The 24,905-nt window shown below is 57.3% G+C and carries 25 protein-coding genes; 21 read left to right on the top strand and 4 right to left on the bottom strand.

Features of this window, described 5'->3' with window-relative positions:
- Window positions 1-18 precede the first annotated feature (18 nt).
- The 20 genes from X265_RS39735 (at window position 19) to X265_RS39640 (ending at window position 18,400) form a co-directional block, all read left to right on the top strand.
- A complete protein-coding gene (locus X265_RS39735; RefSeq protein WP_206733164.1) occupies window positions 19-924 on the top strand; it encodes a TrmB family transcriptional regulator in 906 nt (301 codons plus the stop codon).
- Window positions 925-1,007: 83 nt separating this feature from the next.
- Window positions 1,008-1,931 carry a LysR family transcriptional regulator gene (locus X265_RS39730; protein WP_128929683.1) on the top strand — a complete coding sequence of 308 codons (924 nt, stop codon included), beginning with the start codon at window positions 1,008-1,010 and terminating at the stop codon, window positions 1,929-1,931.
- 277 nt (window positions 1,932-2,208) lie between these two features.
- Window positions 2,209-3,054 (top strand): ectoine/hydroxyectoine ABC transporter substrate-binding protein EhuB, encoded by an 846-nt coding sequence (gene ehuB / locus X265_RS39725; RefSeq protein ID WP_164933832.1) that lies wholly within the window; start codon window positions 2,209-2,211, stop codon window positions 3,052-3,054.
- Window positions 3,055-3,082: 28 nt separating this feature from the next.
- Window positions 3,083-3,766: an amino acid ABC transporter permease gene (locus X265_RS39720; protein WP_128929681.1), complete on the top strand. Its 684-nt coding sequence runs from the start codon at window positions 3,083-3,085 to the stop codon at window positions 3,764-3,766.
- Window positions 3,763-4,422, top strand: coding sequence for an ectoine/hydroxyectoine ABC transporter permease subunit EhuD (gene ehuD, locus X265_RS39715; RefSeq protein WP_128955088.1), 660 nt, complete (start codon window positions 3,763-3,765; stop codon window positions 4,420-4,422). The genes X265_RS39720 and ehuD overlap by 4 nt, the downstream gene beginning before the upstream one ends.
- Window positions 4,413-5,201 (top strand): ectoine/hydroxyectoine ABC transporter ATP-binding protein EhuA, encoded by a 789-nt coding sequence (ehuA, locus tag X265_RS39710; RefSeq protein WP_128929679.1) that lies wholly within the window; start codon window positions 4,413-4,415, stop codon window positions 5,199-5,201. The genes ehuD and ehuA overlap by 10 nt, the downstream gene beginning before the upstream one ends.
- A gap of 44 nt (window positions 5,202-5,245) precedes the next feature.
- Window positions 5,246-6,112 carry an urea carboxylase-associated family protein gene (locus tag X265_RS39705; protein WP_128929678.1) on the top strand — a complete coding sequence of 289 codons (867 nt, stop codon included), beginning with the start codon at window positions 5,246-5,248 and terminating at the stop codon, window positions 6,110-6,112.
- A 292-nt stretch (window positions 6,113-6,404) separates the two neighbouring features.
- Complete coding sequence (locus X265_RS39700) at window positions 6,405-6,908, top strand: hypothetical protein (protein ID WP_283814997.1); 504 nt, start codon at window positions 6,405-6,407, stop codon at window positions 6,906-6,908.
- A 245-nt stretch (window positions 6,909-7,153) separates the two neighbouring features.
- The gene (locus X265_RS39695) at window positions 7,154-8,389 is read left to right on the top strand and encodes a pyridoxal phosphate-dependent aminotransferase (protein ID WP_128929677.1); all 1,236 of its coding nucleotides are present in this window, start codon (window positions 7,154-7,156) and stop codon (window positions 8,387-8,389) included.
- 317 nt (window positions 8,390-8,706) lie between these two features.
- Window positions 8,707-9,468 carry a maleate cis-trans isomerase family protein gene (locus X265_RS39690; RefSeq protein WP_128929676.1) on the top strand — a complete coding sequence of 254 codons (762 nt, stop codon included), beginning with the start codon at window positions 8,707-8,709 and terminating at the stop codon, window positions 9,466-9,468.
- The gene (locus X265_RS39685) at window positions 9,461-10,618 is read left to right on the top strand and encodes an ABC transporter ATP-binding protein (protein WP_128929675.1); all 1,158 of its coding nucleotides are present in this window, start codon (window positions 9,461-9,463) and stop codon (window positions 10,616-10,618) included. The genes X265_RS39690 and X265_RS39685 overlap by 8 nt, the downstream gene beginning before the upstream one ends.
- Window positions 10,615-11,661 (top strand): extracellular solute-binding protein, encoded by a 1,047-nt coding sequence (locus X265_RS39680; protein WP_164933833.1) that lies wholly within the window; start codon window positions 10,615-10,617, stop codon window positions 11,659-11,661. Before X265_RS39685 ends, X265_RS39680 begins: the two co-directional genes overlap by 4 nt.
- A gap of 26 nt (window positions 11,662-11,687) precedes the next feature.
- Window positions 11,688-12,584 (top strand): ABC transporter permease, encoded by an 897-nt coding sequence (locus X265_RS39675; RefSeq protein WP_206733165.1) that lies wholly within the window; start codon window positions 11,688-11,690, stop codon window positions 12,582-12,584.
- A gap of 9 nt (window positions 12,585-12,593) precedes the next feature.
- A complete protein-coding gene (locus X265_RS39670) occupies window positions 12,594-13,394 on the top strand; it encodes an ABC transporter permease (RefSeq protein WP_128929673.1) in 801 nt (266 codons plus the stop codon).
- A 257-nt stretch (window positions 13,395-13,651) separates the two neighbouring features.
- A complete protein-coding gene (locus tag X265_RS39665) occupies window positions 13,652-14,128 on the top strand; it encodes an acetyl-CoA carboxylase biotin carboxyl carrier protein (RefSeq protein WP_164933834.1) in 477 nt (158 codons plus the stop codon).
- A complete protein-coding gene (locus X265_RS39660; protein WP_128929671.1) occupies window positions 14,125-14,829 on the top strand; it encodes a 5-oxoprolinase subunit B family protein in 705 nt (234 codons plus the stop codon). The genes X265_RS39665 and X265_RS39660 overlap by 4 nt, the downstream gene beginning before the upstream one ends.
- On the top strand, window positions 14,826-15,830 hold the full coding sequence (locus tag X265_RS39655; protein WP_128929670.1) for a 5-oxoprolinase subunit C family protein: 1,005 nt from the start codon (window positions 14,826-14,828) through the stop codon (window positions 15,828-15,830). The genes X265_RS39660 and X265_RS39655 overlap by 4 nt, the downstream gene beginning before the upstream one ends.
- Complete coding sequence (locus X265_RS39650; RefSeq protein WP_128929669.1) at window positions 15,827-16,240, top strand: acetyl-CoA carboxylase biotin carboxyl carrier protein; 414 nt, start codon at window positions 15,827-15,829, stop codon at window positions 16,238-16,240. Before X265_RS39655 ends, X265_RS39650 begins: the two co-directional genes overlap by 4 nt.
- Window positions 16,241-16,268: 28 nt before the next feature.
- The gene (locus X265_RS39645) at window positions 16,269-17,036 is read left to right on the top strand and encodes a LamB/YcsF family protein (protein ID WP_128929668.1); all 768 of its coding nucleotides are present in this window, start codon (window positions 16,269-16,271) and stop codon (window positions 17,034-17,036) included.
- Complete coding sequence (locus tag X265_RS39640) at window positions 17,036-18,400, top strand: acetyl-CoA carboxylase biotin carboxylase subunit (protein WP_128929667.1); 1,365 nt, start codon at window positions 17,036-17,038, stop codon at window positions 18,398-18,400. The genes X265_RS39645 and X265_RS39640 overlap by 1 nt, the downstream gene beginning before the upstream one ends.
- Before the next feature lie 137 nt (window positions 18,401-18,537).
- Here X265_RS39640 and X265_RS39635 read toward each other — a convergent pair whose 3' ends face one another.
- Both X265_RS39635 and X265_RS39630 read right to left on the bottom strand, forming a co-directional pair.
- On the bottom strand, window positions 18,538-19,689 hold the full coding sequence (locus tag X265_RS39635) for a CaiB/BaiF CoA transferase family protein (RefSeq protein ID WP_128929666.1): 1,152 nt from the start codon (window positions 19,687-19,689) through the stop codon (window positions 18,538-18,540).
- A 13-nt stretch (window positions 19,690-19,702) separates the two neighbouring features.
- Window positions 19,703-20,551 carry an HTD2 family dehydratase gene (locus tag X265_RS39630; RefSeq protein WP_128929665.1) on the bottom strand — a complete coding sequence of 283 codons (849 nt, stop codon included), beginning with the start codon at window positions 20,549-20,551 and terminating at the stop codon, window positions 19,703-19,705.
- A 92-nt stretch (window positions 20,552-20,643) separates the two neighbouring features.
- On the opposite strand from X265_RS39630, the gene X265_RS39625 reads away from it, so the two are divergent.
- Window positions 20,644-21,579, top strand: a complete 936-nt coding sequence (locus tag X265_RS39625; RefSeq protein ID WP_128929664.1) for a LysR substrate-binding domain-containing protein — start codon at window positions 20,644-20,646, stop codon at window positions 21,577-21,579.
- Window positions 21,580-21,777: 198 nt separating this feature from the next.
- Here the strand turns inward: X265_RS39625 and X265_RS39620 are convergent, their stop codons facing one another.
- Entirely contained in the window at window positions 21,778-23,037 is a 1,260-nt protein-coding gene (locus X265_RS39620; protein WP_128929663.1) for a Glu/Leu/Phe/Val family dehydrogenase, read from the bottom strand.
- Between the two features lie 153 nt (window positions 23,038-23,190).
- Window positions 23,191-24,639 carry an aldehyde dehydrogenase gene (locus X265_RS39615; protein ID WP_128929662.1) on the bottom strand — a complete coding sequence of 483 codons (1,449 nt, stop codon included), beginning with the start codon at window positions 24,637-24,639 and terminating at the stop codon, window positions 23,191-23,193.
- Window positions 24,640-24,905: the final 266 nt, after the last annotated feature.

Here is a 24,905-nt window from a genome sequence, read left to right as displayed (position 1 = left end):
CAAATCAGGAAAAATCGGGTGAGCGGCGATAAGCAAGCTAATCTAAGTGAGTTGATGCCAGACTTGCTCGCTCTGGGTTTTAGCGAGTACGAAGCGCGTGCCTACCTCGCGCTCTATGAGCTTTCGCAGGCGACTGCCTACGAAGTAGCCAAACTTGCAGGCTTACCCAAGGCGAACGCATATTCTGTCCTCGAGAGTCTGGCAAAGAAGGAGGCGGCTCAACCGATCTCCGAAACTCCACTGCGGTATGTGGCGGTAGCGCCCAAGGTTCTGTTTGAGCGAATTGCGACAGCGACGAGCAAGCGCTGCGCAAAGTTGATCCGAACGATTCCGGCTGTTTCACAGTCCAACGACGGTGGCTACGTATGGACCATTAACGGCGAGGACGCGATCGCCGCCAAGATGGAGGCTATGATCGACGGAGCGAAATCACACATTTGGGTAAAAACAGAAGAGAAAATACTGCTGCCGCACCGCGACGCGCTTCGACGTGCTGCAGACCGCGGGGTTGCGATTCTCATCATCCTTTTCGGGACTCAAGTCGAGAAGTTTCAATTCGGTGCGAAGTCGCGAACTTATCTCCACGAGGGAAACGGCATTCCCGTGGGAATCGCACCGCATCTTGTAACCCTTACAGTGGATTTCGAAGAAGCTCTGGTGGCGGAGATTCGTGCGCAAGGCGGCTCCTACACGCGAAATAAGCCGATAGTTAATCTTGCTGACTCCCTATTGCGGCACGAGATCTACTTCGCGGAAATATTCGAAATGTTCGGGCAACCGATCCAGAAGACGTTCGGCCCCGCTATTATCGAGCTTCGAAGGAAGTATCTTCCCGCACCGCAAGTTGCGGCGCTGGAAAGCCTTCTAGGGCTTACCGCGAGTCGAGTTGAGAAAAAATCCAAGCTGAAAGAAGAAAAGATCTAACGCGTCTGTCGCGGCGATTGGCACGCTTCGCCGGCGTGTTTCGCGCGCCTGCAAGGAGCAGCAATCTTAAGGGGGAGTTGGCTTTGAACCTTCAAAAGTTGCGCGCGCTGCATAGTGTAATCGTGACCGGTTCGGTCACCGGGGCCGCAACTCGACTTCATTTGACCCAACCAGCGGTAAGCCGTTCGCTGTCTGCCCTTGAAGCGGAGCTGGGATTCAAGCTCTTCAACCGGCTTGGTGGGCGCCTGGTTCCGACTCCTCAAGGAGAAGCCTTCTCGCGGGAATGCGAGCGTATCCTGCTGGATATCGACGATCTTACCCGCATCGGCAAAGAAATCCGCGCCAATCGAGGCGGTCGCCTTCGGATCGTGGCAATGCCACAACTCGCCCGAAGTCTACTCGTGCCGGCACTGGCCCAATTTTCGAAGGAGTTTCCGAGTGTTTCGATTTCTTTGGAAGTCAGGGAAAGACGCGAAGTCGAACGTTGGGCTTCGGGACTTAGGTTCGACGTTGGGATAGTAATGCTCCCGACTCAATTTGAAATGTTGACGTCGCATTCCTTCGCCGAATTGGTTCCCGTTGCGGTGCTTCATCCCGATCATCCACTTGCGGCGAATAAGACGATTCTCCCCAGTGATCTGATCGAGGACCGTTTTATTGCGCTGGACCGGACGACGTTGTTGCGGCAGATCGTTGATGGAATGTACGTACAAGCTGGCCTTGCCGCGAACATTTGGGTTGAAGTGTCGTCGGCGTTCATCGCGTGCCAAATGGTGGGAGCCGGAATGGGTGTGTCGATATCGGATCCATTCAGCGCAGCGCTGCTAGCAGAGCGAGATGTCGTGGTTCGCCCTTGCAAGACGTCGGCAAGGCTCAACTATGCTTTCGTCTATCCGCGCCATTCGAAGAAGACGGCGCAGGCGGTCCGGTTTTCCGAAATCGTGAGGAGCACTCTGGAGAATTTGATGGGGCGGTTCGAATTCGTGCAAGGGCAAACAATTCGATAAATTGCACTTCTTCCGTGCAGTGCTGTAGACGCGCGGGTCGCGGCGGTACGCACAGCCAACTTGACCACGTTTTCCTGAGGAATCGGGAGGATCCGGCAAGTCGCGCGTCCTCGATATTACAGCAAGTAATGCATCCATTACGCTAATTGAATTGCTGCGGTTCCGAATAACCCTTCAGATATGTAGGATGCGAGTCTGGCTCAATCCAAACTGAGCAGAAGCCAAAAGAGATGCCGGTGTGTCAATGGCGACGCATTCGAGACAGATGAGGAAACACATGCTACGAACTTTGCATATTTTTCTAGCACTCGCTTTCCTGACTTTCTCGTCATCGAGTTTTGCCGGTGCCAGGCTGGACGACGCAAAGAAGAGCGGCCTTACCCTCGGCTTCAGCAACGAGCCGCCCTTCGCGTTCAAGCAGGCCGATGGATCATTGGCCGGGTCAGACTACGATCTCGCAAAGCTCGCATTCAACCGCCTTGGAGTAGAGCGGATCGAAGGAACGGTGGTTGCGTTCGGATCGCTCATCCCGGGACTTCAAGCCAAACGTTTCGATTTTATCGCGACCGGACTCTATATCCTTCCCGCGCGCTGCCTTCAGGTTCTCTTCACCGAGCCCAACTTCACCGTTCAGGAAGGTCTTCTCGTTCGCAAAGGCAATCCCAAGCAAATCCATAGTCTTGACGACATCGTCAAACACGAGGACATCAAGGTTGGTGGCAACATAAGTGGCCAGCCGACACAGAATGCAGTCAAGGCCGGCGTGAAGGATAGCCAAATCACGCGTTTTCCGGACATCCCCTCCAATGTCGCGAGCCTGAAAGCGGGCAGGATCGACGGGGCATTGCTTATATCGGTAACTGCACGCTGGAACGCAAAGAACGATCCGACCCTGGAAGTCGCCGAACCATACACGGGCCTGCTCATAGATGGCAAGCCGAAGCAAGACTACGGCGCATTTGCCTTCCGTAAGGAGGATTCGGAGCTTCGGGACGCATTTAATGCCGAGATGCTCAAGATCGTGCATTCTTCGGAATATGTTGAGATCCTGAAAAAGTACGGCATGACGCAGAACGAAGTGCCGGCGGCCGACGTCAAGCTCGATACTCTTTGTAAGCAGTAGGACTCGTGCCCGAAGCGGACGGTGACAGATGTCGGCGCTCTACGAGGGTAGATGGCTGCTCCTTTCTGGTGCGGTAACGACGATGGCCCTTTACGCGCTCTCGACAGTATTGATGTTCGCTTGCGCGCTCGTTTTCGGTATCGCCAGGACATCCAAGAGCTGGTGGATCCGAACCATCAGTTTGCTCTATGTCGAGATCTTCAGGGGCATATCTCTGGTGGTCGTCCTGTTCTGGCTCTACTTTGTTTTGCCGTTCTTCGGGGTTGCGATTTCCGCCTTTTGGGCGGCCACACTCGCCATAGGCATGTGCTTCGGGGCTTATGGAGCTGAGGTCGTCAGGACGGCGATCGGCGCTATCCCGCGGGGCCAGTATGACGCCGCCTTGGCGATCAATATGGTGCCATCAATGATGATGCGCCGGATCATTCTTCCTCAAGCAATGCTGTCGATGATACCACCTCTCGGTAACCTCAGCATCCTGGTATTGAAAGCCACCTCGGTTGCCGCCTTGGCGACCGTTCCGGAACTGACTTTTGAAGCCTACTCTCTCAATATCAGAACCTTTCAGACCGTGCCGATCTATCTCGTTGTCATGATCTTCTATGTGGCTGCGGCGCAATTGATAGGAGCGGCAATCGCGTACGCAGAGCGACGTCTCGGGTTATGGCAGGGTAAGCCAACGCACGGCGCAACCAGGGGCTGGTCGGCATGAAGGTCGATTTCCAATATGCCTGGGAGTTGCTTCCGCAACTCGTGGTCGCGGCGCAAACCACATTGCTCGCCGCCGTCCTCGGTTTTATCGCCTCCCTGCTTGGCGGCCTCCTTCTCTTTGCGCTGTACAGCGCTAAGCACCGTCTGACCAAAATCTTAGTTCGCGGCTACGTCGAATTCGCAAGAGGGGTGCCGCTCCTGGTCCTGATCTATTTTCTGTACTTCGTGGGGCCTTCGGCAGGCGTCGTGATCAGCCCGCTGGTGACCGGCGTCATTGCTCTCGGCTTGCACTACAGTGCGTATATGGCCGAGGTCTACCGTGCCGCAATGATCGGTGTTCCGGCCGGGCAATGGGAGGCATCAACATCCATAAATCTCTCAACGTTCGACACATATCGGCGGATCATTGTTCCACAGATGATCCCATTCATCATTCCAAATGCCGGAAGTTACTTCGTCTACATGCTGAAGGACACGCCGCTGCTCGCATCCATATCCGTTTGGGAACTCATGGCCGTTGCTCAGGCGGAAGGAGCCAGGCGGTTTCAGTACTTTGAACCCATAACGATGGTTGGGATAATGTTTCTCGTCCTCAGCATTGCCGGCGCGTTTCTCATCAACAGGCTCGAGCGACTGTCCCAGAAGGGATGGCGGTAATGTCGGCCGGACCGTTCTCAGTACAGCTAAGGAACGTTACAAAACGTTTTGGGGCGTCCACGGTCCTAAATGACCTAAATCTCGAAGTCGGACAGGGTGAAAAGCTTGTGGTCATCGGTCCGAGTGGATCGGGAAAATCAACTCTCCTCAGGGTTCTCATGACATTGGAGGGAATCGACAGAGGCAGTGTCTCTATCTGCGGCCGTGAGTTGTGGTCGTGCGATTCGACCGGCGCAGCACGCCAAGCATCGGCCCGGCAAACACGTACGATTCGGAGCGATGTCGGCATGGTCTTTCAGAGCTTTAATCTTTTTCCTCACCTTACGGCGCTTGAAAACGTGACCGAGGGACCGATTCGCGTCCTCAAGATGCCGAAGGAGAAAGCCGTGAGCCTCGGAAAGGAGCTGCTTCGAAGGGTGGGACTGGAAGATCGGTGCGACTACTACCCTGCGAGGATGTCAGGCGGTCAGCAACAAAGGGTTGCGATCGCGAGAGCAATGGCGATGAGACCGAAAATACTCCTATTCGACGAGGTGACCTCGGCGCTCGATCCTGAACTCGTTGGCGAGGTGCTAGCGGTCATTCGGGAGCTGACTCACCAAAAGGAACTGACGGTTATCATGGTAACGCATCAGATGTCCTTCGCGCGAGAGATCGCCGACAGGGTTTGCTTCTTCGATCACGGCCGAATTGTCGAGGAAGGAGAGCCGTACCAGTTCTTTTCTCAACCGAAAAGCGCGAGAACCCAGGCGTTTCTAAAGTCGGTCCTGGACGCCTGACGATCTTAGTCTCAGCAGTCGAATTCCTCTTAGGAGACACTCAAATGACTTCCAGATCCATTTCGATGCCCGAGCCGGAGAATGCTCAGACTCGCCGGTCGGCGCGCAAAGAAACGGTCTACGCCGTCGGACAAATTCCGGCGCTCGATATGGAATTCTACCAGAACGTTGGGTCCGGTGCTGAGAAAGTGTCGGAGTTGACGATCCCTGCTCGGGATGGCGGCGCGTTCGAAGTGCCTGCCGGGCACCTCTTTCGGATCGTGAGCGTGGAGGGATCGCAGGTTGGTGATTTTAATCTTTGGAATAGCGACAATCTTTCTGAACACTTCTACAGCGGTAAGACGCGGGCGATTCATGCGACGCACATTTCTACTGGTGATCGCCTGTGGAGCAGCATGCCATACCTGAGGCCGATGGCGACTATCACTTACGACAGTCTGGGATGGTATGGGTGGGATTCCGATGGTTGTGGAATTCACGATGTGATCGGAACACGCTGCGACCCTTACACGAGAAGAATGATAACCGGTGAAGATTACGATCACTGTTGCCATTCCAATCTCGTTCGAGCCCTATCTGCCTTCAGAAAGATTTCGGCGAAGGAAGCCGAGGGCTACGTGCACGACGTCATGAACGTCTTTATGTGCACAGGCTTCGATGTCGAAAGTCACGAGTATATCAAAAAGGCAAGCCCGGTTCGTCCAGGCGACTTCATCGAATTCTTCGCGGAGATCAATCTCCTTGGTGCGCTATCCGCCTGTCCCGGCGGCGACTGTGGGCCGCGGGTCCCAGGGCAGACCCCCAAGTGCTATCCCCTGAAGGTGGAAATCCTTCGTCCCGCGAAGGGCGCGCTGAATGGTTGGAAGTCGCCTGAACCCTCGCCCTACAAAGGCAAGCACGGGATGAGCTGATTTGCGGAGCGCATTGTAAGAGCCGATTAACATCAAGGCGCTCGGAAATACCGTCGGCAGCTAGGCGCCGACCGGAATGGCGTCAGCCGTGCCAAGTTGACGCCGCGTTTGGGTTTGAAGTGCAACCGCGACAGCGAATTTCGAGATTATTCTCGTCATGCATGGTTGCAGGCGCTTTAGTAATTGGCGTCGTGGCGAGGCGTGATTGATAATTTGGCCCCATAAGCGATCGGTCAATCCTGTCCGCTGTGGCCAGGCCGACAGCAATTGCTCATCGGTGGTAGGATCCGGAATGTCCAGTGACGTGTCGAGCTTTCCCGCACAATTGATGCAGGGCTACGCCGCTTTCATGTTGGACCGCTTTCCTCAGGAACGACAAAGGTTCGATTCATTGGCCGCGCGCGGGGCAGTCACCGGAAGCCCTGGTGATCGGATGTTGCGACAGCCGCGTTTCACCCGAATTGATATTCAATGCGAGACCCGAGGAAATCTTCGTCATCAGAAACGTTGCAGCGCGTACCGCCCTTCGGTGTCGAGGGAGAATTCCACGCCGCCGGGGCTGCTCTGGTTGTGCTCGGTCACGCCCGGTGTGGGGCGTCCCCGCTTATGCCAAAGGCAAGGTATCGGCCTCACCAGAAAGCTTCACGACTCCATGGATGCAACGTCTGGTCCCGGTGGCGCACAGAGCTGGCCGTGTTGCGGCGGCCTGGACGACGATCACACCGACTTGGAGCTGGCTGCGATCGATCAGTCCTTGCTCAATCTAATGAGTTTTCCGTGGTGTGCGATCGCGTAGGTCGCAAGCAGCTCACGTTGCATGGATCGTATTTCGAGATTGCGAACGGTGTTCTGCACATACGAGATCGAGAGACCGGCAAATCTGATCCAGCGTGTGCGGACCGTTTTACGGACGCGATTACCTGTGCATCCGGACGATATCGATGAGGGGGCCGCTCCTGCGCCGATAGGTTTGAAATCGAAATCGGCTCGCGAATGGCCTGCTGCACATCCGGCAGATGACAACGACGAGAGGAACTACCAATGACAGTCTTCGACGCCGCGTCTGCGTCCAACCGCTCCGAGTTTGCCGCACGCGTGAATCGAATTCAACCGTCGCAGAGTGGTGCTGCGGCCCAGCGAGTGCGGGAATTGCAGGCTCAGGGGCGAACAATTCTCAATCTGACCCAGGGTGAACCCGACTTCGACACACCCGATAATGTCGTGCAGGCTGCGCTCGCCGCCATGAAGAGGGGCGAGACGAAGTATACCAACACGGATGGTACGGCAGTCCTGAAAGAGACAATTGCGAAGAAATTCGCGCGTGAGAACGGCCTCTCCTACAAGGTCAGTCAAATTTCGGTCGCCAACGGCGCCAAACAAATCTTATTCAATGCGTTGGCGGCGACGTTGGATCACGGAGACGAGGTCATCATCCCGGCTCCGTACTGGGTGTCGTACCCGGAAATGGTGTCGTTCTTCGGTGGGGTACCCAAAATCGTCGCTTGCCCGGCGGCGAGGAACTTCAAGCTCGATCCGATCGATTTGGAACGTGCGATCACGTCGAGGACTCGGTGGCTCCTCTTGAACTCGCCTTCTAATCCCACGGGGGCCGTATACACGCGCAGGGAGCTGGAGCCAATCATCGATGTATTGCGAAGAAATCCGCACGTCTGGCTCCTTAGCGACGACATATACGAGCATCTTGTCTATGACGGGCTCGAATATTGTACGCCGGCGGCGATCGATCAGTCCGTCGCGGAGCGAACCCTGGTCGTCAATGGCGTCTCGAAGGCCTATTGTATGACGGGTTGGCGCATCGGTTATGCCGCGGGTCCGGCGAAGTTGATATCCCAAATGGCGAAATTGCAATCTCAGGCCACGGCCAATCCATCGTCCATCAGCCAAGCTGCGGCCGTCGAGGCTTTGAACGGGCCGCAAGAGGGGCTTCGAGAGCGAGCAGAGAAATATCAACGACGGCGCAATCTGGTTCTGGAAGGACTCGCGTCCGTGCCCGGGTTGGCTTGCGACAAGCCGTCCGGCGCCTTTTACGTCTTCCCCTCCTGCCGCGACCTGATCGGAAAGCGGACCCCGGACGGAACCGTCCTTGCCGATGACAAGGACTTTTGCAAGTATCTCCTCGATGCCGAAGGGGTGGCGGTGGTGCACGGAGCGGCCTATGGCTTATCGCCCCACTTCAGAATCTCATATGCTACTGCGGACGAAACCTTAAAGGAGGCCTGTGTCCGCATAGCCCGGGCATGCAGTCGACTGAGTTGATGCAGCTCGCTGCCCTGACAATACGTGTGGAGCGATGTCGGACCACATTCGAGCAGCTCATATCGTTTTGCGGTTCATCGGGTCCGTGATGCGAAATGGAGATCTGCGACATGATGTCATCATTGCTCCAGGGCCGCATGAGCTCTCTAACCAGCGTTCTGTATCGCGGCCAAACGGGCGAACCGCCAAGATCAACTCATCGAGCTGGCCGCTGAGCTGGTCTTGCAAAACCGCCTCCACGAAAGTCGAGGTATTTGGTAGCTTGAAATAATACTACCAAATGGCTAGCCTCAAAGCGATCGACAAGGGAGGAAGTAATGGCCGCCATTCGACGGATAGGTATCCTCGCGCCGCCGATAAATGTGGCTATGGAAACCGAGCTACCGTCCTACGTTCCTCCCAATGTCAAGCTCAATCACAACAGGCTCACCAAACCCGGCACCGCTATAGCGAAGGAAGCGCAGCTCGCTATGGCCAACTCGTTGGATCGAGCGGCCTCGGATCTCGCACAGGCGAATCCGGAGGTGATAGTTTACGGATGTACGAGTGCCAGCTTCCTAGAGGGGCTAGGCAACGAAGCCAAGCTAGCCGACCGCATCACGATGTTGACCGGAATTCCCGCTGTCACCACTTCAACAGCCGTCATCGAAGCCTTGAAGGCCGTTCGGGCGACCAGAGTATTCATGCTCACTCCCTATCCGGATCTAATCAACAAGGAAGAGGCCCTCTTTCTGCAGCACTATGGCTTCGGCGTGGAGGCCGTCGATTCCTTCTTTTGCGCAGATGGACGACAGATCCTGACCATCTCGTCGGCGGACGTTGCCTCCAAGGTGCTCTCAAGCCGTGAGGTCATTTCAAGGTGTGACGCCGTGTTTGTCAGTTGCACCAATTTGCTGGTGATGGATCAAATCGACCGATTGGAAAGGGAATTGAACCTGCCGGTTGTCACCTCGAACCAAGCCTCTCTTTGGGCGGCACTCCGAAGGATGAAGATCGATGTCACCTCAACGGGGGTAGGCCGCCTGTTCAAGGAGCGGCGGCCACAAGAAGCACCGGTATTCGAGTTGAGCAATGCCTAACCGCGCCGTCAGGATCGTCGAACCGCCAGCATGCTCGATCGATTCCGACGCGGATAGAGTGGCCGCGCTCGAAATCATCGAAGTGTCGAAACGATTTGGAGATAACTCGATCGTCGACAACTTGTCATTGACGGTCAAGCAGGGCGAATTTTTGACATTTTTGGGACCGTCAGGCTGCGGTAAATCAACGACCTTGCGCATGATCGCGGGGTTCGAGCAGCCGGACGCGGGATCAATCAAGATCGGCGGCCATGTGATGACGGGCGTTGCGCCTTATCGGCGTCCCGTCGGCTTGGTCTTCCAAGGTTTGGCGCTATTTCCGCACCTTACTGTCGAGGAGAACATCGCCTTCGGGCTGGCGGTGAAAAAGGTCAAACGCGACGAAATCGTAGCAAGAGTACGCGAGGCGCTCGCGTTGGTGGATCTGAGCGAGCTCGGACGACGTCGGATACAACAGATATCGGGCGGTCAACGTCAACGCGTGGCCCTGGCGCGCGCGCTGGTCACTGGCCCGTCCGTTCTCCTGCTGGATGAGCCCTTCGGTGCACTGGACTTCAAGCTGCGCCGCCAGATGCAGATCGAATTGAAGCGTATCCAGCACCAAGTCGGCACAACATTCGTATTCGTGACTCATGATCAGGAAGAGGCGATGATCCTGTCGGATCGGATAGCCGTTTTCAATCATGGAAAGCTCGAACAATTGGGCAGCGCGCGTGAGGTCTACGAGAACCCGAAGAATGCATTCGTCGGAGGCTTCCTCGGGGATATCAACATCTTCGTCGGCCACGTGCAGTCTCTCGAGAAAAACGGTGCGAGTCTGCACCTGAGCGAGGTCTCGGCCGACGCTCTGATAGTGGCAACTCCAGAGATGAAAATCGGCGCAGAAGTCGCGATATCGATTCGTCCCGAGAACGTACGTGTGGGACGCGAAGTGTGGGGTAACAGTTGTCTTATGGTCGGCCAGATCGTGGCGAACATCTATATGGGCGCGACCGTCCGTCAAAGCGTTGTGGTCGACGACAAGGTCGTGGTGGTGGATACGACGGCCCGGCATGTGCAGCAGCAAGGCCTGCTTCCGGGAACTCAGGTCAAGTTGGCATGGGATTTGGAGGACGCCATCGTTTTCGCGAACAAGGAGGTGCGGAAGTGAAGCACGCTGCCGGTCTATTGATGGCCCTGAGCTTGTTCAGCCTTTCGACGACGGTTGCGTGCGCCGCCGACGGAGAAGTTGTCATGGGCACCTGGGGAGGAGGCAACAGCGAGATGTGGCGAGAGAAAGTCGGCAAGCCGTTCTCCGCGTCGTCCGGTATCGTGGTCAAGATCCGCGACTGGTCGGATCCGGAGCCGACGTTAAGAGCCCAAGCGAGAAAACCTCAGTTCAACGTCGCACTGGGCACCTGCTACAACGCCGCAAATCTCCAAAAGGATGGATTGCTGGAAAGCTTTAAGAAGGAAGACTTCCCCGAACTGGCTAATTTCGAGAAGTCGTCCTATCTGATAGACCAGAACGGCGAAGTTTACGCTTTCGGCATCTACTTTCAGTATTACGGGGCCGCATTCAACAGCGATCAGGCAAAAGCGTCAGACTTCGAGTCCTGGCGGGCATTGGCCGACCCGAAATTCAAGGATAAAGTCGCTATCGCCCGGCCGATCTATGCTGCTCCCAATGATTTGGTTCTCTTTGCGAAAGTCGGAGGGGGCGACGAAAACAACATTCAGCCCGGCATTCCTCTGCTTACGTCGATCGCGCGTAATGCTCTGACTGTCACGAACTCCACTGCTCAGATGAATGCCCTGCTGTCGCGCGGAGAGGTCACGGCGGGAGCCTACTATTCGAGCCGCGTCTGGACCATGCGGGCTTCCGGTGTAAAGAACGTCGATATCACAATACCCTCCGAAGGAGGATTGCTGCTGTCATATTTCTTGATCGTGCCGAAAGGCGCGAAGAATCTGGACGCCGTGAAAGCCTGGATAAACTATGCTTTAAGGCCAGCACCAGAATTGGCCATGCTTGATGCGTCTGGCTTCCTACCGCTCAATCAAACTGCCGCGCTTAGCCAGGAACAGCTCAAGGAGGTTGGTTCGCCGCAATCGTTGCGTTCGAAACTTTACCAGCCAGACTGTTCGGTGCTTGCCGCGAACCAGGAGAAGCGGGTCAATTTGGTCGAACAAATCTACTCTCAGGTCAAGTAAGCAATAAATTGGAAAGCGGCGGGTCAATGACGGATGTCGGAACTGAGAGGACGACCCGGCGGCACAGCGGCAGCGGAATGTTGTTCAAGGCGCGGCCGGTAAAAGTCGACTCCCAATTTCTTCTTCTCGTTCCAACTAGCGTACCGTTGATGCTTCTGGCGATCGGTGTCATCTCACTCGTGGTCGGCTCGTTCACGTCGAACAACGAATTGAGCTTCGCGCAATACCAGGCAGTCTTGGCGCGTAAAGATTACATTGAGACTCTTTATCGAACGATTTGGTTGGCCGGTCTCACGACCTCGATTTCGCTCCTGATAAGCTATCCCACTGCCTACTGGATCGCGCGATATCCGGGAAGGCGCGACATCTTTCTCATCATTCTGATGATGCCCTGGTTGGTAAGCGTCGTCGTGCGAACGTACGGCTGGATAGTGATCCTGGGCAAGAAAGGGGTCATTAGCCAGGCGTTGATGTCATCAGGCCTGATCGCGGGTCCATTAGAAATCCTGTTCAGTCCGACCGCCATCGTGATCGGGCTGGTTCATGTATTCTCACCCTTCATGATCCTTGCGATAGTGACAGTTCTGATCCGGCTGGACAAATCACTGGAGGAGGCGGCAGCCAGTCTCGGCGCGGGACCGTTTGAAACGTTCCGCAGGGTACTGTTGCCGTTGAGCTTTCCTGGGATCGTGACGGGCAGCATCATCGTGTTTCTGATGTCAATGGGATCGGTGGTCACTCCTCTGTTGCTCGGCAGCATGCGTGACAAGATGCTTGGTGCGCAAATTTATCAAGATGTCTTTCAACTCTTCAATTTTCCGAAGGCCGCGGCGCTAGCGATGATTCTTTGCGTCGCTGCCCTGGCGGTCGTGCTGCCTCTGCAGCTACTCGAGGCTCGTGCGAAGAAAAGTGCGGCCTCTTAGGGAGGTAGGATGAAAGTCGCTTGCCGCATAGTCGCCGTCCTAGTGCTCGCCTTTTTGCTCGCACCGATTGTGGTCGTGGTGCTGTCCTCATTCTTCGAGTCGGGATTCATCGAAGTTCCGCTCAGCCAGCCTTCACTGAAGTGGTACAGTCAATTCTTCAGTAGCGACGAGTGGATTTTAACGGCGGCCGACAGCGTCGTCATTGCTTTTGTTGTCGCGGTGGCGAGCACTGCCCTAGCGCTGACAACCGCATTGGTGACCGCGCGCCGCCATTTTTGGGGCCGCGCATCATTCGAGTTCATGATTTTGGTGCCGCTGGTATTGCCGCACGCCGCAATGGGTGTCGTGATGCTGACCGTGATCGGATCGCTCGGCTGGAATGGAACGTATAGCGGCATTGTGCTGGCCCATACAATCCTAGCGTTACCCTTCGCTTATCGACCGATCCTGAACAACATGCGGAGCCTTGAGAAGGATGTCGAGGAGGCGGCGATGAATCTGGGCGCGACGCCCGTCGTGATGTTCTTCAAGGTTATTCTTCCACTGATGCGGCCGGGCATTGTCACGGCACTCATCTTCAGTTTTATCATTTCGTTCGACGAGTCGACCGTGACGCTCTTCCTAATCGGACCCGACGCCACAACTCTGCCAGTCAAGATTTTTGCCGCGATACAGGAGGACGCAAGTCCGATTATATCGGCAATTTCGACGATGTTGATCGGAGCAACCGTCTTTGTACTGATCGCTGTGCAGAGGTTGGTTGGCTTGGAGGCGTTTGCTGAGGCCGAGGGAGGGCCAGGCCGGCGATAGCAACGGCTGCTGTGTAGAAGGCGTCCGGTCTCTTCCGACAGGAGGTGCTTGACGGCGGAAAAAAGAAGCTGCCGTCAGCCGGGGCTATATGCATCATATGCATGAAAGTAGGTACTTTTGTTATTGGCGTTGTTTTGGCGAACTGTTTTTAGTGTTGCCCAGCATATGGCTGGCACGCAGCTCCATCGAGGATCGATGGCTGAATGGCTTCGACGTTTGCGACGCAAGAAGATGAGTCTTGGAGACGAAAAGGAGCCATGAAAAGCGAAGACTTCAAGATGATCTCAAAGCTCATTGGCTTGATGCATGGATCAGGGGTCGAGGAGCTGGAAGCATCCGACGGAGACTTGCGCGTAAAGATCACGATGTTTGCGGCCGCACAGGGTAGGCAGGAAATGCATGGGGCGGCGCCTTCCGATCCGCCAGTTGATGCGACCGTGTCGAACGAAGCCGTCGACGAAACGACGTCGTTCGTCTGCGCTTCAATGCAGGGCATTTTCCATCGCGCGCCCGCGCCGGGTGCCGAACCTTTCGTAGTAGTTGGAAGCCGGATCTCCACAGGTCAGCAGGTCGGCATCATCGAAGCGATGAAGCTCTTCACTCCACTGCTCGCTCCGACAGCCGGTGTAATCGAGCAAATATTGGTGGAAAACGGAGTGGAAGTGCAGGCCGAACGGCCATTGTTCAAGGTGAAGTGCAATAGCAATACCAGTAGCGATGGCGAAGCGACATGAAGCCTTCCAGGCCGATAGAGTTTGCAAACCCGCAGGTGAGCTTGTGCGGAAGTGCGGCGCTCTTGTTCGATGCGGAGGGGCCGATGTGTCTACCCACACAGGAGCGTATCTGGACTCTTAGCAAGCAGGTCGGTCAATGGGACGTGGTTGTCGATACTCAAGTCGGTATGAATAATCTTCTCGTCCTGTTCGACTCTTCGAAGGCCGATCCGGAAGCACTTGCATCGAGACTTCTGGAGAGCTGGAGGAAAGTTGAACCGGGCGGTCCACAAGGGAAGCTTCTTGAGGTTGGTGTCGTTTATGGAGGCGATCGCGGCATGGACCTTGGTGAACTGGCTGCTCATCACGGTATCGATCCGGAGACCGTCGTAAAGCTGCATTCCACTCCGGAATATGTCGTGTTCGCGCCCTCCACGACGCCGGGATTCGGCTATCTCTTCGGTTTAGACCCACGTCTCTTCACACCTCGAAGAAAGGTGCCCGTGGTGCGTCCGTTTGGGGGAAATGTGACGATCGGGGGCGGGCAATCAAATCTTGGAAATCCTCGCGGCGCCGGTGGGCCACCGACGTTTCCGACCGGCTGGTACGTCATCGGGCACGTACCGGAGGCGCCGGTGCCGTTTGATCTAAGTCGCAATCCGCCAAATCTTCTCGATGTCGGTGATCGAATTCGCTTCCGCGTGGAGCGCATAGAGAGATGATTGAGGTTGTTCAGACTCCGCCGCTCAACTCCGTGCAGGATGACGGCCGTGTCGGCTTTCGAGGATTTGGGATTGGACGATCCGGGGCGATGGATCACGTGGCCTTGGCGGCGGCCAATGCGCTTTTGGGAAACGAGGAGAACGCGGCCGCCATCGAACTGCAATTGTATCCGTTCGCGGTGAAGTTTCATTCTGACACTCTTTTTGTGCTTACAGGCGCGACAGCTCGTGCAAAGCTCGATGGCGTGGCGGTACTTCCTTGGTGGGTGACGCCGGCTCGCGGCGGCCAAAAGCTTGTGGTGTCCGAGCCGGTGGACGGTTTGCGGACGTATTTGGCGATCGCCGGTGGCGTCGAAGTTCCCGTAATACTCGGATCTCGCAGTACGCAGCTGCGCGATGGCTTCGGCGGCTTTGAAGGGCGCTCGCTTAAGGCCGGAGACCAATTGGAGGTAGGGCACGCCGCTCCGGTCACTCTGCGGGATTTAGGAGGATATGGCGCCAGTCCAGCCTTGTCTGAGCTGCCGTCGGCGACGTGGGCGGGCAGCAGCCCGGGGGGAGTCATCCTCCGCGTCATTACGGCATCGGAGTACGACCTGTTCGACGAATCCTCCAAAACCGCCTTTTGGACCACACCTTGGACGATTTCCACGAAAAGCAGCCGGATGGGCTATCATCTTACGGGCGCGACACTGTGCCGGACGCATGACGTGGAAATGAGGTCGCACCCGATCGTACCTGGCGTCATTCAGGTGCCGCCTTCCGGTGATCCGGTGATACAACTGGCGGACGGTAACTCTGCGGGCGGTTACCCGAAGATTGGTGTCGTCATCGAGCCCGATCTTTGGCGGATTGGGCAAGCAAGGCCAGGCCAGTGTCTTCACTTCGTTCGGTGCAGCTTCGCCGAAGCTCGCGATGTCGAGAGGGTGACGCGCAGCTACATCGAGGAGATCCGACGGTTGGCAAAGTTTTGTAGGTGTTCCCCGCGAGCGAAGCTCCCATGAGCATCGAGTCTTGGGAATTAGCGGAGTTGATCGCCCAAATGAAACGGGCAGGCGTGAAAGAGTTGGAGGCGCAACGCGGAGAGAGTTCGATCCGCCTCTCTCTGGGCCGGCACAACCGCAAAATGGTGGGGACGAGAGCGCTAGAGCTGGCTGGCGTCGAGCGGACCGACGCAGCCACGTTCGTTCGGGCTCCTGCTGTGGGTAGGTTCTCGAATAGACACCCGTTGGGAGAGGCGACGACCGTAGGAGATCACGTTCAAGAAGGTGACTTGCTCGGGGTGATCGCTATCGGACCAATCTTCAGGCCGGTGATCGCGCCCGTCGCCGGTCGTGTGATCGAGCAGGTCTGCCGCAGTGAGAGCGACGTCGAATACGGAACGACGCTATACCGCATAATGGCATCGGGCTGAAACGAAGGTCCTGCCGAAAGGAGCACCCATGGAGATTGATCTCAATTCTGATCTTGGCGAAGGCCTTGGCCGTTGGAGGATGGGAGACGACGAGGCGCTGATGAAGCTGGTCTCATCAGCGAACGTCGCTTGCGGCTTTCACGCGGGCGATGCGGTCATCATGACGCGCATGGTCGAGGCAGCGAAAGAGAACGGCGTAGCTCTCGGCGCACATGTCGGGCTGCCGGACATACTCGGTTTCGGGCGTATCCCGATGAAGATCGATCCGCGTGACATGCAGAAGCATGCGCTTTATCAACTGGGTGCGCTTTCTGCTATCGCGAAGGTCAATGGCTACAAGGTTACCCACGCGGGGACCCATGGCGCCCTGGGCCAGATGGCACAGGAAAACAAGGAATATATCGAGAAGATTCTCGAAGTGTTCGCGGCGTTCGACAGGGATCTGATCATCGCGGCTTCGGTCAAGAGTCACGCAGGCACATTCGCGAAGTCGCTCGGATTGCGGGTGGTAGGCAAGATCTTTGCTGACCGGGCATACGACGACGAGGCTCGCTTGGTTAATCGGCGACATCCGGGCGCACTTATCACCGATCTGACCGAGGTTGCGAGGAGAATGAGCCAGTTCCTCGATGACGGGACTATCACGTCCGTGTCGGGAAAGCGGATCAAGGTCGACGCAAAATGTGTCCTGGTCCATAGCGATACTCCGGGCGCTGTGGAAATCGCGAGAGCCGTAAGGACGGTGGTCGAAGACGGCGGAGGACGTATCGTTCCGCTAACGGAGCTTGCGGCGTAATGTCGGTGCGGTCCATATTGATCGCTAATCGAGGCGAGATAGCGCTCCGGATCATTCGCGCGTGTCGGACGCTGGGGCTGCGAACAATCGCTGTCTGCTCCGAGGCAGATCGAGGGGCGGCTTACCTTGCTCTTGCCGATCGAGCGGTCTGCATCGGCGGCGCGGCGGCAGATACGAGCTATCTGGATATTGGGGCGGTGATGCTCGCAGCAGCCGCCGTTGGTGCCGACGCAATTCACCCCGGATACGGGTTCTTGTCGGAGAACGGAGACTTCGCGGAAGCGGTCGAAGGCGCTGGGCTCATCTTCATTGGTCCGACCTCCGATGTTGTCCGGCTAATGGGGGATAAGATCGCCGCGAAGGCGAAAATGCGCGAGCTCGGCGTGCCTTGCGTTGCGGGAAGTCATGGCGCGCTTCCCGATGATCCGCAGCTCTGCCAAGCGTGTGCGACCGAGGTTGGGTACCCTCTTATCATTAAGGCGGCGGGCGGCGGCGGCGGTCGCGGCATGCGGATCGTACGAGACAGCGCAAGTCTCCACCAAGCGATCGGAGCCACGCGGGAGGAGGCGAGGCGGGCATTTGCCAATCCGACGATCTACCTGGAGAAATTTTTGGAGCACCCGAGGCACGTCGAGATCCAGGTCATCTGCGATGGGGGAGGCGAGGGAGTATGGCTCGGCGCCCGCGACTGCTCGATGCAGCGCCGCCACCAGAAATTAATTGAAGAGGCGCCGCCGCCAGGCGTGCCTGAGGCCAATATCGCCGAACTTGGGGAGCGCTGTGTAGCCGCTTGCCGGGCGATCGGCTATCGCGGCGTAGGCACCTTCGAATTTCTCTACCAGGACGGGATATTCGCTTTCATCGAGATGAATACGCGCATACAGGTCGAACATCCAATAACCGAGGAAACCAGCGGCATCGATATCGTGCGCGAGCAGATTCGGGTGGCATTGGGCGAGCCGCTCGGACTTCGTCAATCCGAGGTCACCTGCAGAGGCCATGCTATTGAGTGCCGGATCAATGCGGAACATCCTTTCGACGGCATTCCTTCTCCTGGTCGTGTTGAGAGCTGGCTGGCTCCGGGCGGACCGGGAATTCGGGTCGATACCCATATCGTGGCAGGTTCGGAAGTCCCTTCACACTACGACTCCTTGATAGCCAAGGTGATCGCTAGGGGCGAGGATCGTTCGGAGTGTATCGAGCGCATGCTTTCGGCCTTGGCAGACCTGCGCGCAGAGGGTATCCGGTTGAACACCGAGCTTCACTCGGTGGTATTGAAGGACGCGTCCTTTCGGGACGCGCGCCTTAGCATCCACTCCTTGGAAGACATCCTTCGACGGCGCGCCTCGTCCGATCGACGGTGAGCGTGATAGGCGACGGCCCGTCGAACCTAATGTGCAATCGAGCACGCATCAAAGGCGGGCAGCCTTGGGCGAATTCGTGCAGTGCGAGATCGCGTCCGATCGAGTCGATGACTTCGGGCTCGGGTCCCAGGAAGATATCAGCTCTCGCGGAACTCGGTCAGACCGAATTCCTTCAAGACGGCCTCGGTATGTTGTCCGAGGGACGGCACCGGGTCCATACGCGGCTGCCAGGACTCACCGCTAATTGGTCGCAAAGATGGCATCGGGCCCGCCGGGGTTTCGATATAAGCCCAGCGCTTGCGGCTGCGCAGTTGCGGATGATCCCACACGGCGGACATGTCATTCACGCGAGCCGTACCGATCCCGGCGGTCTCGAGGCGCGAGATGGCTTCGTTCGACGGCAGCTTGCGGAACGTGTCACAGATGACGGCATCGATCTCAGCTCGCTCTTTCATCCGGCCCGCATTGCCCTTAAAGCGTGCTTCGCTGGCCCACTCGGGCCGTTGTAAGACGATCGTCGTGAACGCGGCCCACTCGCGATCATTTTGAAGTCCGAAAAGTACCATGCCATCAGCAGTTTCGTAGGGCCCATATGGGAAGATCGTGGCATGGCCAGCTCCCGCCCGAGCCGGAGGTTGTGCTCCGTCCATCGCATAGTAAAGCGGATATCCCATCCATTCCACCATGGCCTCCAGCATCGAGACTTCGACATGATCGCCCTGTCCGCTTTTGGCTCGACGCAGCAAGCAGGCCAAAATGCCCTGAAAAGCCATTGTGCCCGCAGCGATGTCAGCAATCGAGATGCCGGCCTTTGCAACGGCGTCCGGCGTGCCGGTCGTTGACAAAAAGCCGGCCTCCGCCTGAATCAGTAGATCGTATGCTTTGCGCTTCTCCCACGGCCCATTCGGACCGTATCCAGATATGTTGCAAGTAATCAGCTGCTTGTATGTGGAGCGCAGCACGCCATCGGCGAGCCCTAGGCGGGCAGCTGCCCCTGGAGCAAGATTTTGCACAAACACGTCTGCGTGCGCGATGAGCCGTTGCACGGCTTCCAACGCTCCCGGCCGTTTCAGGTCGAAGGTGACGCTCTCTTTCGACCGATTGGTCCAGACGAAATGACTGGCAAGACCACGCGCACGCGTATCATAGGCCCGAGCAAAGTCGCCACCATCGGGCCGTTCGATCTTTATGACTCGGGCGCCGAGGTCGGCAAGCTGACGCGTGCAATAGGGAGCCGCGATTGCCTGCTCGATTGCGATGACCAATACCCCGTCCAGTGGCCGCGTCACGACACCTCCGACCTTAGATTGTAGCTTCCGCCTTCATGATAAGCTCGTCCCGATCGTTCGTGGCCCACAGCAGGATTTTTCCGGTTTCGTCCGGCGGACTGCCATTCAGATGAAGTTCGCTGCCGTCGAAAAGCGGCGACACCGCGCGGAAGGAATATGCCTTCACCACCACTGAGGAAGGGAGACTGCGCCTAACGAGATCGATCAGGAGAGTAGCAATGAGCGGACCATGGACGATCAGGCCTGGATAACCTTCCACCGCAAAGACGTACGTTCGGTCATAGTGAATACGATGGCCGTTGAACGTGAGAGCCGAATAGCGAAACAGCATGACGGTATCCGGCACGATGCTGCGATGCCATGGTCCTTTCGGTGCAGTTGATCTCGCTCTGTCGGCGGGCGCTGTGACATCTCGATAGACAATGTCGTGATGGTCCGTCAGAAGTAGATGGCCGTTCTCGTCGTGGACGGCGTGCCCTACCGTGACGAACACCAGAGGGCCGGTCGTACCTTGTTTGGACGTCACGCTTTCGATCGTCGATGTCCGCTTGACATGCATGCCCACGCGCAGCGGGCTCTTAAAGGTGAGCCTGCTGCCCGCCCACATCCGCCGGGGAAGGTCATGGATGGGAGGAAGAAAGCCCCCGCGCTTGGGATGCCCGTCAGGCCCTAATGTCGATTGCCGTTCGTTAGGTAGAAAATACAACCAGTGGGCCAGCGGAGGCAGCGCAACCCCCGTTGAATAGAGCTGGTGGTCGGTTTCGAGGGTCGCATCCAGACGCTCAATCGGACTGGCTGTCACCATGTCTTCCTGGGTTACTGTGCGCCCGATCCATTCCTGGTAGTCGTGTCCGTCAACCATCTAGACCTCTCGTTCTGGTCGAACCTATTGGATATCGCTGGTGGACCAACAGTCGTATTATCCAGCAACAGCATTCGGAGTTGGAGAAAGGCATGCATTTCGATCTGGTGGATCTGCGGCTGCTTGTGCTCGTCGTGGACAGAGGTGGGCTTGCCGCGGCAGCCAGACATGCCAACCTCTCTGTTTCTGCGCTGTCCGAACGCATGAAATCGCTAGAGGAGCGGGCTGGCCTGCAGTTGTTCGAGCGTACGGTCAAAGGGACACGACCGACCTCAGCGGGACTGGAGTTCGCCGGGCACGCCCGCAGCATACTTATGCAGGCAGAGCGGCTGAGCGGGGCGGTCCGATCGTGGAGAAAGCGCGAACGGGGCCTGATACGGATGCGGGCCAATTCGAATGCCATCGCAAGCTTCCTTCCGGATGTCTTGGCGAGCTATCTCGCCCGGCATCCCGACGTGACGGTCGATCTCCAGGAGCAGACGTCGGATCTCATCGCGGTGGCGGTAAGAGCGGGTGAAGCAGACCTCGGAATTGCCGCCGAGAATGCGCAGTTTGAAGGGCTGCGAACGGAGCCATTCGGAGTGGACCGCCTTGTCGTACTGGTTCCTCCGGGGCATTGGCTCGCCGACTACACCTCAATAGGGTTCGCCGAGGTGTTGAACGAGCACTTCATCGGCCTAGATGAGCAGGCATCCATTCAGACATATCTCGCCGATCATGCGCGAAGGCTCGGTCGAGAGCTGGTCATCCGCATACGTTTGCGAGGGTTTGAAAGTGTTTGCCGCATGGTGGCTGCGGGCGCCGGCGTTGCCGTCGTCCCAGTAAGCGTCATCTCTTCTTCGGTGAAGGACGCAGGAGCGCGGGCTGTCGAGTTGTCGGATAACTGGGCCCAACGCAATCTTGTGGTCTGCCTCCCGGTCGATCGTCCCGTATCAGATCTGGTGCAGAGACTAATAGCGGACATAGCGAGGTCTACTAGGTCTCGATTCGCCGAAATCGGCGGAGATGCCGGCCCCCTGCGGACATAATCAGCCAGTGTTCGCCCACCGCGAGGGCGGCTTTCGGCAGAAACGAGTTTACAAAGAGTTCGCCGCGTGCGCTTTAGATCTCGGCCTCGCATGAGGCGTTTCCTCCCTGACTCGCCGAGGCCTTCAAAGGTCTCGGCATTTTCGTGAGATGAGGATGGGCAGAGTGCCGCTCGCCGTTAGCGAAGAATGGTGAGCTTATTATGGGAAAAGCCCTCGGGTCGTTTTCGCTGCCCGCACTCGTTCGACACCTATGGCCATGGCGGCGGTTCGATGAGAGACGTTGTCACGAGCGGCGCGGGTAACCATATCGTTGAATGCGCGATCGAGGATCTGATATTCCCTCCGCATAACCTCTTCTTCTTCCCAGAACAATTGCTGGAGGTCTTGAAGCCACTCGAAATAACTCACGATCACGCCGCCCGAGTTACAGAGAATATCCGGTATGAGGAATATCTCGTTGCGGCGCCTCTCTAGGACCAGATCAGCCTCCGGAGTGGTCGGGCCGTTGGCGCCCTCAGCAAGCACGCGACATCGCAGATCCCGCGCCACGCGATCATCGATCACCCGCTCCATGGCTGCTGGCACAAGGACGTCGCAAGGAAGCTGCAGGAGCTCGGCTGGATCGAGACGGGGCGCTTCGTGATAATCAGACAGACTTCCGTGCCTCGCCGCATGACGGATCAACTGTGTGACGTTGAGGCCTGCACGGTCGTAAAATGCGCCCGTGTGGTCGCCGACACCTACTATCTTGACGCCGCTCCTGCTCAACTCCAGTGCCGCGTACGAGCCGACGTTGCCGAAGCCTTGAACCACCGCGGTCGCCGTCGACCAGTCGATCGACAGATCCTTCAAAACTCGTTTGGCCAGATGGGCGACGCCGCGTCCTGTCGCCTCCCGACGCCCTAAGGTGCCTCCCGCGCCAACAGGCTTGCCGGTTACGATCTCCGTTACGGTACGCCCCTGGTACATGGAATACGTGTCCATGAACCACGCCATCACTTGCTCGTTGGTGCCCATATCGGGAGCCATGACGTCGACGTGCGGACCCACGAACGGAATCATCTCCTGCATATAGCGGCGCGAGAGCGCCTCAAGCTCTCGGTGGGAAATCTTCGCTGGATCGACACGAATACCGCCCTTCGCGCCGCCATAGGGTAGTCCGACCAGTGCGCATTTCCAGCTCATCCAAATCGCGAGGGCGGCGACTTCGCCGATATCAACACTAGCGGCAAAGCGCGTTCCTCCCTTGGTCGGCCCGAGTGTAAGGTGATGCTGGACTCGATAGCCCTCGAATACGGAGATCGACCCGTCATCACAATGGATGGGGCAAGAAACCGAGATGGCGCGCTTGGGAAGAAGCAAGCGGCTGCGTTCGTCGATGGGAATTGCCAGATGATCGGCAATCACGGTGAACTGTCGTGAAGCCATCTCGAAGACGGGCCCACTATAGATGCTCATTTTGGCTCCGATTTATCAATAAGCGACGGCCCGGGAGCAATCGACTAAGCGCCCGCGAGCGGATGGAGGACGCGCGGCTGTCTCGCAGCGCCGGCGATCACGTGAGAACTTGCGGGCGTGCAAGCACGCAGGCCCGAAATAGCAGCGGGATGTCTACTGCAATCGGAGCCACACGCTCTTCGTCTGAAGGAAATCCTTCATCGCGTCGATCCCACTTTCACGCCCCAAGCCGGATGTCTTGTAACCACCAAAGGGAACGGCAGGATCAGTCTTCCGATACATGTTGATCCAGACCGTTCCGGCCTGGAGTCGGGCTGCGACGCGGTGAGCGCGACTTACGTCCTTGGTCCAGAATCCCCCGGCTAAGCCGAAGTTGGTCGCATTAGCCGTGCGGATCGCATCCTCTTCATCCTTGAACGCGATAACAGAAAGAACGGGACCAAAGACTTCCTGCTGGGAAATCGTCATCGTGTTCTTCACATCGGCATAGATCGTCGGTTCGACGAACCATCCCTTGCCGCATTCCGGGGCGTGGGATCGCTTGCCGCCAAGCACTAGCCGCGCGCCCTCCGAGCTGGCTGTGTCAATCATCGAAAGTATCTTGCGGAATTGCTGTTCCGTCGCGACAGGGCCGATGTCGGTCGCTGGATCCAACGGGTCGCCCAGCCGCATGCCGCTTCCACGCCGGACCAGCTTTTCAAGGATCTGTTCAAGCACCGTCTCTTGAACGAGTAGGCGGGAGCCCGCGACACATGTTTGCCCGGTCGAGGAGAAAATACCTCCGACGGCACCGGCTGCCGCAGCATCCAGATCGGCGTCCTCGAAAATGATGTTAGGCGATTTCCCGCCCAGTTCCAGGGCTACCGGTTTGAGGTGGCGAGCGGCGAGCTCGTAGACTTTGCGACCGGCGTCGACACCACCAGTGAAGGAGATCTTGGCGACTAGTGGGTGCTGGACCAGCGCGGGTCCGATCTCGGAGCCGTAGCCGGTAAGAACATTCACGACGCCGGGCGGCACTCCAGCCTCTTCGAGCAGATCCACGAACAACAGTGTCGATGTGGATGTGAATTCTGATGGCTTGACGACCACCGTGTTGCCGGCGGCGAGGGCCGGGGCAATCTTCCAGGAAAGAAGTCTCAACGGCGAATTCCACGGAGTGATCGCGGCGACGACGCCGATCGGCTCGTATCGTGTGTAGTTGAAATAATTCTCCGGATCGACGGGGATAACGGAGCTGTGGACCTTGTCGGCAAGGCCGGCGTAGTAGTGATACCACTGCGCCATCGTCTGCATTTGGGTCCGCATTTCGGAAATAGTCTTTCCGTTGTCGCGGATCTCCCATCGCGCCAGGCTCTCGATGTTCTTCAGCACGAGATCTCCAACCCGGTGAAGAATAACCCCTCGCTGCTTTCCGGTCAGCCGAGGCCAAGGTCCTTCGACGAATGACCTGTGTGCGGAGTCGACTGCGTCGTTCACGTCGGAAGCATCGGCTTGCGGGACAGTCGCCCAGGTCTCTGATGTAAAAGGGTTCTGTGTTTCCAATCGCCGTTGGCTCTTTGACGCGCGCTTTTTTCCTCCGATCACCATCTCGAAGTGCTGCATTCCATCTCCTCCGTTTGAGCGTTCGCAACAAGCAGCTCAATAGATCGAGGTAGCAGCATGGGCAACGACAGCAGCTGTTATGGAAGTATGATCAAAATGAAAGAGGAGGCTTGTCCTGCGCGTAAGCTTCGGGGACTTCGAGTAAATTTGTCGCGACGGCCGTGGTTTGGTGCAGCGCGGGAAGCGACCGGCTGTCGATCTCGCCTTGACGTCTCCGGCTCACTGATCGTAGCAATCACTACGACGTCGTCCCGGTTGCCGGGTTG

This window comes from Bradyrhizobium guangdongense (assembly GCF_004114975.1).
Classification (GTDB): domain Bacteria; phylum Pseudomonadota; class Alphaproteobacteria; order Rhizobiales; family Xanthobacteraceae; genus Bradyrhizobium; species Bradyrhizobium guangdongense.
This window is presented reverse-complemented; position numbering and strand designations above follow the sequence as displayed.

Excerpts from the sequence above, each read along its gene's own strand:
- ehuB (WP_164933832.1), top strand. The coding sequence starts at position 2,209 with ATGCTACGAACTTTGCATATTTTTCTAGCACTCGCTTTCCTGACTTTC.
- X265_RS39720 (WP_128929681.1), top strand. The coding sequence starts at position 3,083 with ATGTCGGCGCTCTACGAGGGTAGATGGCTGCTCCTTTCTGGTGCGGTA.
- ehuD (WP_128955088.1), top strand. The coding sequence starts at position 3,763 with ATGAAGGTCGATTTCCAATATGCCTGGGAGTTGCTTCCGCAACTCGTG.
- ehuA (WP_128929679.1), top strand. The coding sequence starts at position 4,413 with ATGGCGGTAATGTCGGCCGGACCGTTCTCAGTACAGCTAAGGAACGTT.
- X265_RS39705 (WP_128929678.1), top strand. The coding sequence starts at position 5,246 with ATGACTTCCAGATCCATTTCGATGCCCGAGCCGGAGAATGCTCAGACT.
- X265_RS39700 (WP_283814997.1), top strand. The coding sequence starts at position 6,405 with ATGTCCAGTGACGTGTCGAGCTTTCCCGCACAATTGATGCAGGGCTAC.
- X265_RS39695 (WP_128929677.1), top strand. The coding sequence starts at position 7,154 with ATGACAGTCTTCGACGCCGCGTCTGCGTCCAACCGCTCCGAGTTTGCC.
- X265_RS39690 (WP_128929676.1), top strand. The coding sequence starts at position 8,707 with ATGGCCGCCATTCGACGGATAGGTATCCTCGCGCCGCCGATAAATGTG.
- X265_RS39685 (WP_128929675.1), top strand. The coding sequence starts at position 9,461 with ATGCCTAACCGCGCCGTCAGGATCGTCGAACCGCCAGCATGCTCGATC.
- X265_RS39675 (WP_206733165.1), top strand. The coding sequence starts at position 11,688 with ATGACGGATGTCGGAACTGAGAGGACGACCCGGCGGCACAGCGGCAGC.
- X265_RS39670 (WP_128929673.1), top strand. The coding sequence starts at position 12,594 with ATGAAAGTCGCTTGCCGCATAGTCGCCGTCCTAGTGCTCGCCTTTTTG.
- X265_RS39665 (WP_164933834.1), top strand. The coding sequence starts at position 13,652 with ATGAAAAGCGAAGACTTCAAGATGATCTCAAAGCTCATTGGCTTGATG.
- X265_RS39660 (WP_128929671.1), top strand. The coding sequence starts at position 14,125 with ATGAAGCCTTCCAGGCCGATAGAGTTTGCAAACCCGCAGGTGAGCTTG.
- X265_RS39655 (WP_128929670.1), top strand. The coding sequence starts at position 14,826 with ATGATTGAGGTTGTTCAGACTCCGCCGCTCAACTCCGTGCAGGATGAC.
- X265_RS39650 (WP_128929669.1), top strand. The coding sequence starts at position 15,827 with ATGAGCATCGAGTCTTGGGAATTAGCGGAGTTGATCGCCCAAATGAAA.
- X265_RS39645 (WP_128929668.1), top strand. The coding sequence starts at position 16,269 with ATGGAGATTGATCTCAATTCTGATCTTGGCGAAGGCCTTGGCCGTTGG.
- X265_RS39640 (WP_128929667.1), top strand. The coding sequence starts at position 17,036 with ATGTCGGTGCGGTCCATATTGATCGCTAATCGAGGCGAGATAGCGCTC.
- X265_RS39630 (WP_128929665.1), bottom strand. The coding sequence starts at position 20,551 with ATGGTTGACGGACACGACTACCAGGAATGGATCGGGCGCACAGTAACC.
- X265_RS39625 (WP_128929664.1), top strand. The coding sequence starts at position 20,644 with ATGCATTTCGATCTGGTGGATCTGCGGCTGCTTGTGCTCGTCGTGGAC.
- X265_RS39620 (WP_128929663.1), bottom strand. The coding sequence starts at position 23,037 with ATGAGCATCTATAGTGGGCCCGTCTTCGAGATGGCTTCACGACAGTTC.
- X265_RS39615 (WP_128929662.1), bottom strand. The coding sequence starts at position 24,639 with ATGCAGCACTTCGAGATGGTGATCGGAGGAAAAAAGCGCGCGTCAAAG.